This window comes from Microvirga guangxiensis (assembly GCF_900102135.1).
GTDB lineage: Bacteria > Pseudomonadota > Alphaproteobacteria > Rhizobiales > Beijerinckiaceae > Microvirga > Microvirga guangxiensis.
Genome location: NZ_FMVJ01000009.1, coordinates 1 through 15,955, shown reverse-complemented (window position 1 = coordinate 15,955; position 15,955 = coordinate 1). Strand labels below are relative to the sequence as shown.

The following is a 15,955-nucleotide window of genomic DNA, read 5'->3' as shown; positions in this document are numbered from 1 at the left end:
CTGGGCTCGCTTCAAGGTTTCATACGCTTCGGTAAACGTCTGCGGCCGGCGATGGTCATGAGCTGAGGACCAGCACGAGGAGACCGCCGGCCAGCGCATAGGCAATGCAGGCCAGCACAGTCCTTGTCAGGATCTCCCCTTCCTGCCCATTCAGGCCGACGGTGGCCGCTCCTGCGATGATGTTGTGCGGGCAGACGATGTTGCCCACTGCCGCGCCAAAACCCTGCGCGGCTACCATTGTCGCGAGCGGCAGCGCAAGCGCCGAGGCTGTGGCCGCTTGGAACTCGGTGAAGAGGATGTTTGAGGCCGTGGCGGACCCGGTCACAAAGGTACCGAGGACCCCGATGGCCGGCGCCAGGAGCGGCCATGCCGCTCCTGCCTCCCGGGCGCCTTCGGCCAACTCCTGGATCATCCGGGCGTGCAGCATCAGGCGGGACAGGGTGAGCATCGCCACGAGGGCGAGCGTGACCGGCGCCAGCCGGCGCAGGGCCGCACGGGAGGCCTTGAGCAGGTCTGCAAGCCCGCGTCCTTGGGCAAACCCGCCGAGCACGAACCCCAGCAGCAGGATCGTTCCGGCGTGATAGAGCGGCTGCATGCTTCCGCGGAACGTTCCGAGCAGAGACCAGGAGATCTCGACGGAGCGGAGCTGCTCCCTCAATCCCGGCAGCAGCCGGGTTGCGAGAATGAGCGCGAGAACGATGCCATAGGGCATGCCTGCCTTCATGACATTCCGCCAATCAAGCTTGCTCGACGGCCCAGCCTTCCAGCGGAGGATGAGGACGAAGCATGCTCCGCCGATCAGGGCTCCCCCGAGCGTTGGGAGTTCCGGCCCCACTATTGTCGCCAGTGCGGCATAGGGAGCGAGAAAGCAGGCGGCTGCCACAACGCCCCAACCCCATTGCCGGCCCGTTGGTGCGCCATCCCCCGACAGACGCACGAGGAACAGCGCCAGGATGACTCCGAGGCCACCGTGCAGAAGGCCCGTGGCCTGCGCGATGTCCGCGGCGCTCAACGCCACGAGCGAGACCTGGGCCAGCACCGGTGTTCCGACCGCTCCGAACGAGACGCCGACCGCATGACCGATCAGGGCGAGAGCGACCGCCTTCACGGGAGAGAAACCGAGGCTGACCAGCAGGGGCGCCGCCAATGCCACCGGGGTGCCGAAACCGGCCGCGCCCTCCATGAACAGGCCGAAGAACCAGGCCACGAGGAGAGCCTGGATCCTCGGGTCCCCGGACAGGCCCGCAAGGCCGGCGCGGATCACGTCGAAGGCGCCGGACCGGACCTGGAGCTCGTAGATGGCCAGCGCGGGAAAGATGATCCAGAGGATGGTGGCGGCCGTGAACAGCGCCTCCAGGGCGGAGCCTGCGAGTAAGCCGCCTGCGCCGATCTCAGAATGGCTCCCGGCGCCACCTCCGAAGACCGTCAGGGCCAGCACGGTCGCCAGCGCTAAACCTGCAAGGCCTGCTTTGGCCGCAGGCCAGCGCCGCCCGATCATCAGGACCAGCACCAGAGCCAGAGGGAGCGCAGCGTAGACTGCCTTCATGTCACGCCTGTCTCACCTGATGCTCTTATCGGGCAATCTTCTCCACCGAGACTTCGTGCGCCGCCTGTCCCGTCCGCTCGAACGCGGTGATGTTGTCGATGGTCGTCTCGGCGATATTGGCTAGCGCCTCCCCGGTGAAGAAGGCCTGATGGCCGGTGATCAGCACGTTCGGGAAGGTGAGCAGCCGCGCGAACACGTCGTCGTCGATGAAGCGTTGCGACAGGTCCTCAAAGAAGAGGTCCGCCTCCTCCTCGTAGACGTCGAGGCCGAGATGCCCGATGGTGCCGTCCTTCAGCCCCCGCAGGACCGCCCTGGTGTCGATGACCGCTCCACGGCTGGTGTTGATGAGCATCACGCCGCGCTTCACGCGCCCCAGGGCCTGGGCATCGATGAGGTGATGCGTGGCGGGCGTCAGCGGGCAATGAAGGCTGACGATGTCGGAGAGCGCGAGCAGTTCCTCCAGCGGCACGTAGCGCACCCCCATCTGCTCGCAGGCGGCGTTGGGCTGCGGATCATGCGCTAGCACAGTGCACCCGAAGCCCGTGAGGATCCGGCACACCACCTCGCCGATCTTGCCGGTTCCCACGACCCCAGCGGTCTTGCCCGCCAGATCGAAGCCGAGAAGGCCGTCGAGGGCGAAGTTGCCCTCCCGAACCCGGTTGTAGGCGCGATGGATGTTGCGGTTGAGAGTGAGGATGAGCGCAATCGTATGCTCGGCCACCGCATGGGGCGAATAGGCCGGCACCCGGGCCACCTTGATGCTCTCGCGCCGGGCCGCTTCCAGGTCGACGTTGTTGAACCCGGCGGCGCGCAGGGCCACAAGCTTGACGCCCATGGACGCCAGCCTGGCCAGGACGCTTGCGTTCACCTCGTCATTGACGAACACGCACACGGCACCGGCACCCTCGGCCAGGCCACTGGTCGCGGAGGACAGACGGGCTTCGAGGAAGGACAGGGAATGTCCGGCCATGGCGTTCGCCGCCTCCAGGAACCGGCGGTCATAGGGCTTGGTGCTGAAGACCGTGACATGCATCGGGGGGCTCCTTCCAGCCGGCCATCGTGGAGGGGCGACCTCTAGTGGTGCAGGAACAGGGGAGTGGGGCAGGCGTTTAGGACCTCCCGCGTGCAGGAGCCGAAGATTTCCTGTATCCCGCGGGTGCCATAGGCTCCCATGACGATCATCCCGGGCCTGAGTGCTTTGGCAAGTCCCAGGATCGTCTCCGCGGGAGTGCCCGCCTCGTGGTCCCCCAAGCCGATGGCGTGCGTCTCGGCCGCCCCGTGCCGCCGGAGTAACGCGCAGGCGCGGCGAGCGGTCTCCTCGGCCCGACCGGATGACAACCGGTCGAGCGTCACAACGTGGACCACGCGCCCCGCGCCAAGTCCAAGGAGCGCAAACATGTGGACTGCCCTGGAGGACGCGGGGCTTCCGTCGAACGCGACCAGGACCGGCGCCTGCGAGGCATCATGCCGTGGACCGCGGTCGGCCTCTGGCACGAGCAGGACCGGGCGCGGCTCGCCTCGGATGATAAGGTCGACGCACAGGGGCAGCTCGCAGATCTCGCCGTCCACGTCAAACATGCTGTTGCGGCCCAGCACGATCAGGTCGTGGGACGCCGCCTCGATCTCGACCACCTGAAGGGGGCTGCCATCGACCTCGCGGATGTCGAACGAGGGAATGCCCGCCCTCCCCGCGCGCTCGCGAAAGTCGCGGAGGACCGCGTCCACCCGCTCGGCCGCACTCTGGAGTTCCTTCAGGTCCAGGGCGGTCTTGTAGGCCATCCCGCCAACCGGCACCGCCTCAGGGCGCTGAATCCAAGCCGAGTTGACAATGCCGAGCCCGTCCACGTGAGCTTTGTGATGCCGGGCCAGCTCCAGTCCGAGGCCGGCGGCTTGCAGGCTCGACGGAGAGCCATCGAGGGCGATCAGGATACTGCGCAGCATATCGTCTCCTTCTTATGGATCATTTCACTCAGCGATGCTTGAGGATTGGCCTGAGCTCGCCCGCACGGCCCCAGAGGTGTTTCTCGCCCTCCAGGATCAACAGCAGGATCACGCCCGACTGCAACCCTGATCATAAGCACAGGAAAGAAGGCTGCATTGATCTGGCGCAAGGTCATGGGCGGCGGATCTCCTCCTGGACCTGAGCAAGACGATTTCTGAATGTTGTCCTAGTTGCTCCGCCTCGGCATAGGTGGTGGTGTTTCAGTCTCCCAAGTGCTTTGGTATCGTTTACGAGGTGGATGATCCTGCAGCCTGTATCAGCAGCGTTGCTCAGGTTCCTGCTGTACAGTCATCATGCCCCACAATTTACGACCTCCGTCGCACGACCAGAATGTCGCACTTCACCAGCTGAAGGATTTCGGCTGCGACGCTCCCGAGGAGGGCATGTGCGATGCCGGAGCGGCCATGTGTTCCGATGACCAGGAGATCCACGTCATGATCCTCTACGTGATACTTCAATAGGCCCTTGGCCTCGCCTCGCTGGGCGACGACATCAAGGCCCTCTGCACGTTCGCCGCACGTCTCCTCTATCCACTTGCGGCACTGCGCCAGCACCTCGTCATCTGGTGATTGACCCGCGGCGGCCGCCTCAATGGCGTGATAGAGCGTGACCACGTCGGCCGGGAACCACCGCAACGCTAGTTGCAACGCAGCTTGCGACGCCTCTGACAGATCGCTTGCCACAACCACCCGGCGGTAGGGTCCTGAGAGGCGCTTCTTGACCACGAGCACGGGCACCGGCGCGGTTCTTGTCAGCTCACCAATCAGCCGGCCCAAAACATCGCGCCCGTAAGGCTCGTCACGTGCTACCCCTCCGATCATCAAGTCGGTATCGTTCTGCAGGGCGGCTGCTTTGACAATCTCGTAAGGGTCGCCTGGCTTCACCTCGAGTTCCATGGAACCAGAGTCCCAGCCCGGGTATTCGCGCCGCAACTTGGTCTTGCCCCATTCGACCGGGTTAGCCGACCAGCGCCAGGATGATCCTTTCTGCCAGGAGGCGTATTGATGGCCTTCAATGGCATGAACGATGGACAGCCGGGCGTTCCACTCCCGTGCGAGCTGAACGGCGCGCTCGAAAGCCCTATCGCTCCGGGCACTGAGATCGGTGGCAAGGGTAATATGAAGTGGCAGACGCATGTAGGCCGAACTCCTGTGCTTGCGATAACTCCCGCTGTATAGCGTACTTTCTTTCGAGAGCATGAGGAAGCGTGGGGCAGTCAAGCGGCTGCCTGTCCGTGGTCCTTGGTGTTGTCGTTCACCATGCCGGGATACCAGTGTTCGAATGCGGCACGCAGCGAGCCATCCAAGGTTCTGGTGCGGGTCTGCAGGAGCAGATGAGCCCCGCGTCGGCTCCATTGCATCTGCTGCTTCTTGGCAAAGCGCTTGCTGACGACCGCGTTCACCGTTGCCTCAACAAAAGCCGAGGAGATCCGCTCGCCGGACCGGTAGCGCTCGCCATAGTTGATCAGGCTTGACTCGTTGCTTGCGATGTAGACCTGGAACGCCCGCATAGCCGTCCTGAACTTGCGCAAGTTGGGATAGCGACTGTCGATAGCTTCCAGATCGAGCACCAGATCATCGATGGCCTCGCGGGCTCGATAGGTATTGCCATGCCAGAGGAACCACTTGATCCGGCGCAGCTCATCGAGAGCCGCCATCCCATCATCCTTGTCATGGTGCACCAGTCCCTGAGCAAACTGGCGCAGGACTGTGATCCGCATCGTAATGTGGAACCAGTCGAGGACGTGCTCGCTGCACGGACTGATCCGCTCAGCGAGGGAGCGGACCTCGTCCCCGCCATCTGTGATAAAGGTCAGATCCTGATCGGCCTGGAAGCCTTGGCGCCTGAGATGATCGATGATGCGACGCTGCGGCTTGCGATCATAGCCGTGGACAAAACCGATGTACCGAGCCTCTCCTTCTTCGGGCATGGACCGGCCGACGATCAGCTCGAAATTCTTCTTCCTGTCGCGCCAGTCGCGGATGTAGCCGCCGTCCAGGCCGACAACCATCCGTCCATCGGGGACCGGCAGATCCTCCCAATCGCGAGAGTCCGTTCCCTCCATGAACGAGGTCCGCTGCTCAGCGAGGCAGCCCTCCATCCGCTCGGCGGTGCGGAGCACATGCTGACGTACCGTCGTCGCGTTGACGCCGCTCGCGATAGGAAGCACGTCGGCCAGGAGATCGGCGGCTGCCGCATAGGGGACAAGCGAGGCCCAGCGGGTCTCGAGGTACAGGCGCTCCGGCGCAACATGGTCAGGGAGCAACTGCGTCAATGGCGAAATGGTTGCCCGACCATTGGTCTGCCGCTCCTTGGGGAGGTAGTAGCGGGGGCTCTTGAGCCGGACATCGCCAAACAAGGTCCGGAAAGTGAGCGGGTAGCTGCCCTTGCACCGGAGCTTCCGACCGCCGCCTTGGCAGTGCCGGTGTTTCTCGAGCCAGCCATTGACCTGAGCCTCGACAATCCGCTGCTGAGCGGCTGCCAGCAGGGCCTTGCTCTCGGCCAGGGATAGGCCCAAATCCTCAGCCCGCTCGGTGATCTTGGTCAGAGCTGCGACCTCCTCCGCGTCGCCAACGGTACCATCGTCTCCGATGATCTGAAGCATGATCCTGACCTGCATGGAACCTTCCGTGCGCTCTTGAGAAAGCCGGGCGCCTTTGCTGGCCATTGGAGCGCACGGCTTCACCACTGTTGATGCATGAGGTCGAGATACTCGGCGTTCCTTAGCCGCCCGTTGACGTCCTTGCGCGAGAACGGCTTGCCCTGCCATCGTTGACGCACCTCAAGGCGTTCCAGAGCCTCCCGGACCTGATCGACTTCCTCGGCGCCGATAGAGGCGCCTGTGCTCCGCTTCAGAGCGAGCTGATCAACGAAATTGGCGAGGACGGCGAAGTCCCGACTGGTTTCCGGAGCGGCCCAGGCCTCACGCCGGGCCTGAAAGCCAGGCACTCCGCCGCAATCCTCTGGCGGACAGGATCCATCCCCATCCAGGCAGATAGGATAGCCTCTTCCAGGGTCAGCCTCATGCCGGCTCTCGAGGCGCACCTCGTGCTTCCATGCACCATTGAGATCGTACTCGTAGCCAAAGCGCATCCCTGAGCGGAGGCGAAGCTCGGAGAGCGGAACATCCGGAGACTGCGCCGCCAACTCCAAGGAGCTGAACCGCCGGGCTCGAAGAGTGAACTGGAACAGGTGGATGCCCTCCCAGCCCATCACGACCTGAATGACACCATGCAACTCTCGCAGGGTCATGCTGGCTGGCACCTGAACCCGCCGCCAGATCATGGGGCTGATCCCGAGCAGCCAAATCTTGAACTGCAGAATTTCCAGAGCTGGAGAAGGATCAGGCGGCTCGGGTTTGGATTGAGTGCGCTTTGGCAAATGAAGGTGCCTCGCAACCTTGTTTCGTCTGGCCGGAAACCTTGTACCGCCGATCCGTTACCAGTCTGCCCCACACTTCCTCATGCTCTCGTTGACCGGCCCTGACGCCCATGAATGAAGTGCTCGTGCGGTGCGTACCATTCAATCAGTCCGATCACCACCGCGCCCGCGAGAAGCGCTGCCGCAACGCTTGCGACAGGGGCGACTTGTCCCTCGATCTGGGCGCGGGCGGCATCAAGCCCGCGCAGGAGCAGCGAGAAGAACGCAGCCGCTGTCATCACGCCAGCCGCGAAGCCGAGCATAGCGTCCTCGGTTCTCGGGGAGATGCGCTTGACCAGCAGCAGAGGCAGGGCCCCGAGCCCGGTAGCGGCGCCGGCAGCCGCGCTGGCACCAACAGCAATGAGAACGTTCGAGGCCATCATCACATCACCGAGCTCATGGTCAGAACTAACAAACGCTGCGACCACCACGTATGGATTCACCGGATCCCGGCGTGTCTTGCGAAATCACAGAGGCATCAAAGTTGCCCGACGAGGCTACCAGATGTGTAGGGAAACTTCAGATGGGGTTCATGGGAAGCGGGGCGGCAGATCGATCAATAGGTCAGGACATCCGGAGCACGCCGACTGCTCGGGTCATAAAGAGCCCCATATGTCCTCCCGAGCACAACGCCGAAAAGCAGGTGAAGCGCAAGGGAACCTATGTTGATCGGAGCATACGCACTCGGCTCGACGTACCAAGCCCCAGCTAAGCCCACGCACCAAATGATGGCTCCAAACAGTGCACCCTTGCCCCAAGAGGGACCAGGGAGGATAGGGCTTAAAAGCGCAAACAACATGCCCCAGAGAAATGTTCCCACCCCGAAGTGGATGACCCAACTCAACCCGATGGGCTGAATGACAATTCCATTGGTGATGAGGAGCGGGTCCGGCTCAGGGAAGACGCCGACCGTCCAACCAAGCACGATGACCCCGGACACGACACCTGCGGCAACAAGCCCTGAGATTATGCCTCTGCCGAGATCAATCATCACTCCTCCTTCCGGCAACGCTGAAGTTCGTCCGATCCTAATATGATCCGACACCTAATGGATGGATGGTGGCAGCCGTCCCGTCGCGCCTGTAACGACAGCAAGGTCCTCCAAGCAGGGCCACGGAAATCTGCTGGTCGGCTGCAGCCGAGCGAAACGTACTTGGAGCTTGTTCGTGATGTGACGTTCGGCTTGGATGCATGGGTCTCACCAGGAGCTCTGGCGCGAGCGCGCAGCTCGCTCGCGCCCCTGAGTGGTGATTTCAACAATACGGCCACGTCCGGTCTCTTCGGGTCTGAACACGCGCACCAAGCCTTGGCGTTCAAGGGCCGCCACGAGCGAGTAGGTTGTCCCAAGAGGAAGCTGCAGGCGCGACGAGATATCCTGAACGGGCGTGCGCGTGCGTCGTGCGACATCCCTCAACACATCGGGGCCATGGATCCGGACAGCTCGCCCCCCGCGACTGAAGAGGCCCGAGAGCCGGTTCGTCACCGGCAGGCGGGACAGGAGACGCTGCGCTGGACGAGCCGCGGGGAGCCTCTGCAAGGAGCCGCTACGCCACGCTATGAATGCGAGCGCTCCGGCAGCTGCGCTGGCAAGCGCCCCCACCATCAGGCCGGATGGGAGATCGCCTAAGGCGCCATGCCGTCTCTTGCGAAACTCCTCGATCTTCTCCTCCGCGAATACATGGCGTATCGCTCGGATCGCTTCCGGGTTCAGGACCTCGCGTGCCAACGGCTGCAGCTCGTGCTGCTCCCGATGAAAATGGCGATCAAGCAGGTAGGTGAAATCCTCGAACTGCTGGGTCCATTCTCGGCTGCTCTTGTCACCGATCCGGGAAAGGTGCCTGAGCTGCTTCTTAATCTGCTTGTGCTCATCTTCGAGCTCATCGATCAGGCGCTTCGCCCGCTTATCATCCTCGAGAGCGTCATAGAGGCTGTCCTCCTCAGCCTCGATATGTCGCCGGAGCTCGCCGTCGAGTTCATCGAACAGTCGGTCGCGGCTCCTGACACCAGCGCCCGGGATCGCGCGGAGGATATCCTTATGAAGGCTCACGATATTGGCATGATCGTTCGCGATCAGGTGCCAGAACTCCATTGCGTCGCTCCTCGGTCTGAAGGCGAGGATCAACGGAAGGATGCGAGCCCCGGTTCCGGCCTCGAAACTGGCTATCTCGAGTGGATGAACCTTTTACCCGGCCGGGACTTGATCCCGTCGATGGCAGGCGGGACATGGTGAGCCATGATCATTCGGTGTTACCTGCTCGCGTCTTCGCTGGCACGGTTGATCCATCGGGAGCGCGGGACGGCCCGCGTGGTGGAAGGATCCTTCCGCACGCGGTCGGGCCAGATTCTGAGCGTGCAGGTGGAGAATGACGTTGGTCGTCTTGATCTGGTTCATGGCGTAGCCCAGCCATGGCCGAGAGTGAACCGCAGCCCGGTGCCGCCCGGGCACGCGGACGCGCTCCTGGATGTGGCTGAGGGAAGGATCGCCTACGAGCGCTCGCGGATGGTCGTCGCCGGACGCGAGATCCTGGTTGACAGGCTTGGAACCGCGTCGGAGCCGGGTCGTATCGTCATCGAGTTCGACAATGAGGATCAGGCCGGACACTTTGCTCCGCCGCAATGGTTCGGACCTGAGATCACCCTGATGGACCGCACTTCTGCGGCCGAGGGGATCCGAGTGGACGACGATGAACTCATCTCAGATGCGGCGCTTAATGATCTGCTGGATGTCTTGGAGGGCTTTGAAGGCTTAGGGCCAGGACGTTCCTCCGCGCCGGCGTCCGACCGAATCAGCCGTCCCGATTCCCCGAGAGATGCCGTTTCCGATGAGATCCACAGGAAGGCAACAGATGGATCTGCGGACGTTCGAGCCGCTCCTGCAACGATCACGGCTACGCTGCGAGAGGCTTCGTCAGCGCAAGTCGTCTTCAAGGAAGGGGCGCAGAGCACGCAGGTTCAGATCAACGCAATCCGGGTCCGGGAGACCGCGATCCTACTCCAGGAGGGAGAGGAGGAACCGGATGCCTGACACGGCATTCACTCCGAGCCTTCAACGCCGATGCAGGCCAACCCGACCGCCACGAGGTTTCCATGACGCATGACAGCAGATTGCCCGTCCGCCTCCGGGCCAATGTGATCGGAGGAGCTCTGCTTCTCCTCGCTTCCGCCGCTCCCGTCCCTGCCCTCGCACAGCAGGTGCCGACGGATTTCACCGCCATTGTCAAACAGAAGATGCCTTCGGTCGTCGCGGTCACGACGAAGCAGCGAGTGGAAGAGCGGCAGCAGCGGGCGCAATCCACACCAGACGATCAGGATCTGCCTGATCTTTTCCGCCGCTTTTTCGAGGAGCGCTCCAGCCCTGAGCGGCAGCAACCTAGACAGGGCCTCGGGTCAGGGTTCGTGATCAGTGCGGATGGCTACATCGTGACCAACAACCACGTCATCGAGGATGCCGACGACATCCATGTCGCGTTCGGTGAGAACAGCCCGGTTCCCGCAAAGCTGGTGGGGCGGGATCCGGCCACCGACATCGCCGTGCTGAAGATCGAGCCTCAGCCCAACATGGCCGTGACCACCTGGGGCAACTCGGACGCGGCCGAGCCTGGCTCGTGGGTGATCGCCATCGGCAGCCCCTTCGGCTTGGGCGGCACCGTCACGGTGGGCGTCGTGTCGGCCCGCTCGCGTGACATCCAGTCCGGTCCCTTGGACGACTACATCCAGACCGATGCCGCCATCAACCGCGGCAACTCGGGCGGGCCGCTGTTCAACGCCCGCGGCGAGGTGATCGGCGTCAACACCGCCATCTTCTCGCCCGTGGGGGCCAACATCGGCATCGGCTTTGCCGTGCCCTCCAGAACGGCGCAGACTGTGGCCGAGCAACTCATCCGCACGGGCCGCGTCGAGCGCGGCTATGTCGGCCTGCGGCTGCAGGAGATCACCCCTGCGATTGCCCAGGCGCTCGGGCGGCCGGACGACAAGGGCGTGCTGGTTGCCTCCGTGGAACCGGGCGGTCCTGCTGAGAAAGCCGGGATCAAGTCCGGCGACGTGATCACCCGCATCGGAGACCAGGCCGTCGAGAGCGGTCGGGATCTCACACGCACGGTTGCCGGCCTGAAGCCCGGCACGCAGGCGCGCCTGACGGTGGTGCGGGGCGGCAACACGCAGGAGATCACGGTGGCCGTGGGCCAGCGTCAGGAAGAGCAAGCGGCCCAGGGGGACGCTCAGCAAGGCTCGGAGGCGGAGGGCAAGCGGCTTGGCGTCGCTTTAGCCCCGATCGACGAAGAGGCACGTCGCCGATTGGGCTCAGACGCCACAGGGGTGCTTGTCCAGCAGGTGGCGCCTAACAGCCCGGCGGCCGAGAACGGCATCCGTCCAGGCGACGTGATAGTCTCGGTCAACAACCGTGACGTGACCCGGCCGGCGGATGTTGCGCAAGCCTGGTCGCAAGCGCAGAAAGACAAGAAACCGGTCCTGCTGCGCGTGAAGCGCGATGGTCAGTATCTCTTCGTCGCCGTGACGGCGTGATCCATCTCTGAAAGGAGGATACGAGAATGGCCCGCAATCCCCTCACACCCTCCCGCACCGGGTTTGGCTTGCTGGGCGGGAACGATCCCTTCCTGTCGCTTCACCGCGAAATGAACCGCCTCTTTGATGATGTCCTGCGTGGTACCGGCCTACCCGCTGCGGGCGGCAGCCAAGGCCAGGGCGGTGTCGGCAACTTCGTCAACGCCAGCATGAATGTGTCGGAAACCGAGAACGAGATCCGCATCACCGCGGAACTGCCCGGCGTCACCGAACAGGACATCGATGTGAGCCTCGACGACGACGTGCTCACCATCCGGGGCGAGAAGAAGTTCGAGCAGAAGAACGAAAAGGAGAACTTCCATTTCGTCGAGCGCTCCTACGGCACCTTCCAACGCTCCGTGCGCCTGCCCTTCCCGATCAACCCGGAACAGGTGCAGGCGCACTTCGAGAACGGGGTGCTCACCGTGACCCTGCCGAAGACGGCCCAGCAGGAGCGCTCCCGCCGCATTCAGGTTCAGGCCCGCGGGGCCGGAGGCCAGAGCGCCCAAGGTGGGCATGGCCCCACAGAAGGCGGGAGCGGTCAGGGTGGACAGGGTGGCGGAACGCCGGACAACACCCCGGGCGGCGCCAGCACCTGAGCAGACGGACCGCGCATTATGCAACCATCTGAAGAGGGGGATCACCCCAGCACCAACGGGACCGATCCCCGCTCGCCGATGGGCACCGGCCGGGCCGCCGCGGCCGTGGACCACGCCCTGCGCGAAACCCGTGAGGCGTGGCCGGGCCTGAGCACCTACGAGCGCTTCGAGCAGGTCGTCTCGCTCGTCCTGACCGGCCTGATCAGCCTTGTGATCGCGGCGGCGCTCGTGAACCTGACGTTCTGCATCCTCATGTTGGTGCTGTTCGGGCTGCTCGACCCGGCCGAGACCGGCGTGTTCCAGGCGATCTTCGGCATGATCTTCACCGTGCTGATCGCCCTGGAGTTCAACCACTCGATCATCGGCGTCCTGCACCGCAAGGAAAGCATCGTGCAGGTGCGCACGGTGGTGCTGATCGCCTTGTTGGCGCTCGTGCGCAAGTTCATCATCCTGGACGCGACCAAGACCGAGCCGCTCACCATCATCGGCTTGGCCGCGGCCATCCTGGCGCTGGGCTCAGTGCACTGGCTTGTGCGCGACCAGGACCGGAAGGACGCCGCGGTTAGGGAGCATGAAGGCACAGCGGCAGAATAAGTCACCTCCGTTGGCTTCGGGTCTGGTCACCAACCGAGATACTCCGACAGCCCTGCTCCCGGTGCAAGGAGAGCGAACGCCCAGATGAGGGCCGAGGCGACGTTCACTGCCATGAACAGCGGCAACTGCATGCCGAAAACGCCCGCGACCAGGGGAACCACAGCCCGCGCCGGACCGAAGAAGCGGCCGATGAACACGCCCCAAATGCCGTGTCGGCAGAAAAAGCGCTCACCCTTGCCAACAAGCTGCGGGTGGGTTGAGAGCGGCCAGATCCTGTAGATGGACGTCTTGAAGCGCCGGCCGAGCGTATAGGACACCACGTCGCCGGTGGCTGCCCCAATGGCCGCGCCGAGCCAGAGCGGCCAGAACTCCAGGTCGGCCACCCCAATGAAGGCGCTGATCGCAATCAGGATTACAGTGGCGGGCACAAACAGCGACAGGAAGGCGACCGACTCGCCGAACGCCAGCGCAGCGACGATGAAAGGCGCCCAGGACTGGTTCTGCCGCACGAACTCGACAATGCTGGTCTGGATCGTTTCAATGTCCATGGGTAGCCTGCACTTTCCGCCTGAACACGTCCTTGATGGCCTCGGGCTGCATTGCCCAATCCGGTGCGACGGGCCGCCCCTCCCAGTCCAACAGCCGATGCAGCATCGCGTCGAACAGAGCTTTGGCCGCCGCGTCGCGCCTGGCCTGCCGCCGGATGCGCGCACCCACCCGGTTATCGATCGGCCGCACGATCTCCATTGGATCCCCGTGAACCGGTGCCGCCACGACGTGATCAGCGACGAGCTTCAGCTGCTGATACCAGTCAAGCAAGTTGAGCCGGGCATGCTGGTCCACGACGTGTCCTGCAATGGTGGTCTTGCCGGTCAGCCGGAACTGGCGCGCCAGCCGTTCGGCTGTCTCGAACAGGTGGTCATGGCCTTTCCTAGTGCCAAAGATCGCAGCCACCTCGTTGGAGAACTGGTGCCTTCGACGGGACCGTTCGTCGAGTGTCAGAGGCCACTCATCGTAGTAGCCATCGTTGATCCGACGCCGAACCTCCGAATAGAGATCAAGCTTCGGCTCTGTCCTGACGAGGCCATGGACATTGTAGGGATTGGCCTCGATCACCTTGGTGCCGGACGGGAACTCATACTGGATGGCGGCCACATACTCGGCCTCTTCGCGCGTGTCGGCATCGACGATCACCGACAAGGTGCGGCAGCTGCCGGGTGGCCTGTAATGAACACGGAATTCCAAACCGGCCTCCCGGAGCACCACGAATAAACACCGAGACGGGCTTCGTGTGCCCTCGCCCTCGCGGCTTCGGTTACGCTACCTCTAAGCCTTGGCGGGTCCGATGTTGTCGGCCATCTGGGCTCCGCGGGTGCCCAGCGGCTGGGGCGGACCCTCCGTCGTGTCCTGCGCCGTCTGGTGCTCCATCTCGGCGTTGATCTCGGCGCCCAGCAGCACGATGACGCTCGACAGCCAGATCCAGGTCATGAAGCCGATGGCGGCGCCGAGCGAGCCGTAGGTCTCGTTGTAGCTGCCGAAGTTCGAGACATACCACGAGAACAGCATCGAGCCGGCAAGCCATAGCACCGCCGCCACGATGCCGCCGGGCGTCACCCATTTCCACTCGGCCTTGTCGCGGCTTGGCCCATAGCGGTAGAGCACCGCCAATCCCGCAACCACCACGGCCAGGAGGATTGGCCAGCGGGCCAGGGAGAGAAGCCACTCAACGGCCGCGCCCAAGCCGACGAAGTCGAGCACGACCGGCAGCACGACAATGCCGGCCAGTGCGACAAGCACGAACGCGATGGCGGCGAGCGTGAACGTGAGGGACTGGGCATTCAACCACAGGAAGCTGCGTTTCTCCTCCTCGTCGTAGACGATGTTGAGGGCGTCGAAGACCGCCTTCATGCCGGCATTGGCACTCCAGAGTGAGATTACGAGGCCGATGATGAAGCTGAGCCCCAGCTTGCCTCCGCCCGCCGAGGCGATGCGCTTCACCTGCTCGCCGATGATCTCCATGGCGCCGCCCGGCAGCACGCCCGCGAGCGCATTGAGATGGTCCTGGATGGTCACTGGGTCAGCAAACAGGCCGTAGATCGACACCAGCGCGGCAATGGCGGGGAAAATGGCCAGCAGGGCGTAGTAGGTCACGCCAGCAGCGACCGACATGATCCTGTCTTGGCTGAACTCCTCGTAGGTCCGCCACAGGATGTCCTTCCAGCCGAGGCTCGGGATCTGGGTCGGGGTGTTGGCCTCGCGACCGCGCCCCTTCTCGTCCGCAGCCTCCCTAGGAGCATGGGCCTTGCCCCCGAACCCGGCTGCCTGTCCTTCGGACGTGCGCTCAGCCTGCCGCGCTAGGGGCTTGGCTGTCGCTCGGTTTCCGGGCGATCCGCCGATGACAAGCCTGATCAGCGCCCAGCCCAGAACGGCGGCTCCGACCGTCGACAACATGGATGGGCCTTGTCCATTCGGGCGCCCCTGGGGTGGTGGAGTGATGGCGGTCATGGCAAGCGAAATCCTTGAGTCGAAAAGCCGCTCGCGAAGAGCTTGGCAGGCGATCCAACCACGGACGGCGGCCGACGGTTCCAGGCGGCATTACCCTTGGGCGACGCCAGTTCTTAGGCCAAGGATCACAGGGTTGGCTCCTAAGGGGCGGCTACAATGGGACCTGCTTTTGGTAAGGTTCAGGTTGGCACCATGTTGCCAGCTCGAAGCGGAGGAAAAGGATGGACGCGCTCGTCTTCGTGAGCCGGGGCACCATTGGACGATGGGACATCTACGCCCGCGATCCGAAGGACCTGCTCCTCGGCACGATTGAACAGGAGGACAACCAGCTGCTCTACATCGATGCGGCGACTGATCCGCTGACCGGGTGTCACTTTGCCTTTAACTTTGAGATTCGTCGCGTTGGGTGCCGAAAAGCAAGATTCTTTGCCCTTAAAGACGAGATGCCGATCAGGTTTGTTCGGTGCTCTTTGATCCTGCGTGTGAAAGCGGTGCTGTATCTGGCGCGATACGATCGACGGTGGCGAGCCAACGGGCTTCCTTGTGATAGGTCCGGAGCAAGGCGATCTTGGCGAACTCTGTCAGGTCCCGTTTCATCTCCATCGCAGCCAGCCGCACACCCCTGTAAACGCTGTCTCACTTTTAGGGGGAAAAATCTCGATTTTATCGGCAAAATCTCACATTTACCGGCAAAGGCTTGCCCTTGATTTTGTTGAGTTCCTTATCTCG

At 63.5% G+C, this 15,955-nt stretch carries 17 protein-coding genes; 5 read left to right on the top strand and 12 right to left on the bottom strand.

The features are described from left to right. Positions 1 to 55: 55 nt before the first annotated feature. From BLP10_RS15515 to BLP10_RS15475, 9 genes are all read right to left on the bottom strand, one after another. On the bottom strand, positions 56 to 1,546 hold the full coding sequence (locus tag BLP10_RS15515; RefSeq protein WP_091136518.1) for an L-lactate permease: 1,491 nt from the start codon (positions 1,544 to 1,546) through the stop codon (positions 56 to 58). 25 nt (positions 1,547 to 1,571) lie between these two features. Beyond that, complete coding sequence (locus BLP10_RS15510; protein WP_091136514.1) at positions 1,572 to 2,579, bottom strand: 2-hydroxyacid dehydrogenase; 1,008 nt, start codon at positions 2,577 to 2,579, stop codon at positions 1,572 to 1,574. Positions 2,580 to 2,620: 41 nt separating this feature from the next. Further along, positions 2,621 to 3,487 (bottom strand): universal stress protein, encoded by an 867-nt coding sequence (locus BLP10_RS15505; protein WP_091136510.1) that lies wholly within the window; start codon positions 3,485 to 3,487, stop codon positions 2,621 to 2,623. Between the two features lie 366 nt (positions 3,488 to 3,853). After that, positions 3,854 to 4,684 (bottom strand): universal stress protein, encoded by an 831-nt coding sequence (locus BLP10_RS15500; protein ID WP_175493933.1) that lies wholly within the window; start codon positions 4,682 to 4,684, stop codon positions 3,854 to 3,856. Positions 4,685 to 4,764: 80 nt separating this feature from the next. Further along, positions 4,765 to 6,168 carry an ISKra4 family transposase gene (locus BLP10_RS15495; RefSeq protein ID WP_091136928.1) on the bottom strand — a complete coding sequence of 468 codons (1,404 nt, stop codon included), beginning with the start codon at positions 6,166 to 6,168 and terminating at the stop codon, positions 4,765 to 4,767. A 62-nt stretch (positions 6,169 to 6,230) separates the two neighbouring features. Further along, positions 6,231 to 6,929, bottom strand: coding sequence for a plasmid pRiA4b ORF-3 family protein (locus tag BLP10_RS15490; RefSeq protein WP_091136503.1), 699 nt, complete (start codon positions 6,927 to 6,929; stop codon positions 6,231 to 6,233). An 80-nt stretch (positions 6,930 to 7,009) separates the two neighbouring features. After that, a complete protein-coding gene (locus BLP10_RS15485; protein WP_091136499.1) occupies positions 7,010 to 7,351 on the bottom strand; it encodes a hypothetical protein in 342 nt (113 codons plus the stop codon). A 173-nt stretch (positions 7,352 to 7,524) separates the two neighbouring features. After that, positions 7,525 to 7,959, bottom strand: coding sequence for a DUF6789 family protein (locus tag BLP10_RS15480; RefSeq protein WP_091136497.1), 435 nt, complete (start codon positions 7,957 to 7,959; stop codon positions 7,525 to 7,527). Positions 7,960 to 8,166: 207 nt separating this feature from the next. Then, the gene (locus tag BLP10_RS15475) at positions 8,167 to 9,057 is read right to left on the bottom strand and encodes a hemerythrin domain-containing protein (RefSeq protein ID WP_091136493.1); all 891 of its coding nucleotides are present in this window, start codon (positions 9,055 to 9,057) and stop codon (positions 8,167 to 8,169) included. Positions 9,058 to 9,201: 144 nt separating this feature from the next. Between BLP10_RS15475 and BLP10_RS15470 the strand changes: the two genes are divergently transcribed. The 4 genes from BLP10_RS15470 to BLP10_RS15455 all read left to right on the top strand — a co-directional run bounded on the left by BLP10_RS15470 (position 9,202) and on the right by BLP10_RS15455 (position 12,721). Beyond that, complete coding sequence (locus tag BLP10_RS15470; RefSeq protein WP_091136489.1) at positions 9,202 to 9,993, top strand: CYTH domain-containing protein; 792 nt, start codon at positions 9,202 to 9,204, stop codon at positions 9,991 to 9,993. Positions 9,994 to 10,055: 62 nt separating this feature from the next. Next, a complete protein-coding gene (locus tag BLP10_RS15465; protein ID WP_091136485.1) occupies positions 10,056 to 11,489 on the top strand; it encodes a Do family serine endopeptidase in 1,434 nt (477 codons plus the stop codon). 26 nt (positions 11,490 to 11,515) lie between these two features. Continuing rightward, entirely contained in the window at positions 11,516 to 12,127 is a 612-nt protein-coding gene (locus tag BLP10_RS15460; protein WP_091136482.1) for an Hsp20/alpha crystallin family protein, read from the top strand. A 78-nt stretch (positions 12,128 to 12,205) separates the two neighbouring features. Next, on the top strand, positions 12,206 to 12,721 hold the full coding sequence (locus tag BLP10_RS15455; protein WP_244510594.1) for a phosphate-starvation-inducible PsiE family protein: 516 nt from the start codon (positions 12,206 to 12,208) through the stop codon (positions 12,719 to 12,721). Positions 12,722 to 12,747: 26 nt separating this feature from the next. Here BLP10_RS15455 and BLP10_RS15450 read toward each other — a convergent pair whose 3' ends face one another. The 3 genes from BLP10_RS15450 to BLP10_RS15440 form a co-directional block, all read right to left on the bottom strand. Continuing rightward, positions 12,748 to 13,269 carry a DedA family protein gene (locus BLP10_RS15450; RefSeq protein ID WP_091136475.1) on the bottom strand — a complete coding sequence of 174 codons (522 nt, stop codon included), beginning with the start codon at positions 13,267 to 13,269 and terminating at the stop codon, positions 12,748 to 12,750. Continuing rightward, entirely contained in the window at positions 13,259 to 13,966 is a 708-nt protein-coding gene (locus BLP10_RS15445; protein WP_091136471.1) for a hypothetical protein, read from the bottom strand. Before BLP10_RS15445 ends, BLP10_RS15450 begins: the two co-directional genes overlap by 11 nt. Positions 13,967 to 14,047: 81 nt before the next feature. Beyond that, positions 14,048 to 15,217: a YihY/virulence factor BrkB family protein gene (locus BLP10_RS15440; RefSeq protein WP_425286963.1), complete on the bottom strand. Its 1,170-nt coding sequence runs from the start codon at positions 15,215 to 15,217 to the stop codon at positions 14,048 to 14,050. A gap of 230 nt (positions 15,218 to 15,447) precedes the next feature. On the opposite strand from BLP10_RS15440, the gene BLP10_RS22890 reads away from it, so the two are divergent. Then, the gene (locus BLP10_RS22890; protein ID WP_139165509.1) at positions 15,448 to 15,933 is read left to right on the top strand and encodes a hypothetical protein; all 486 of its coding nucleotides are present in this window, start codon (positions 15,448 to 15,450) and stop codon (positions 15,931 to 15,933) included. Positions 15,934 to 15,955 lie beyond the last annotated feature (22 nt).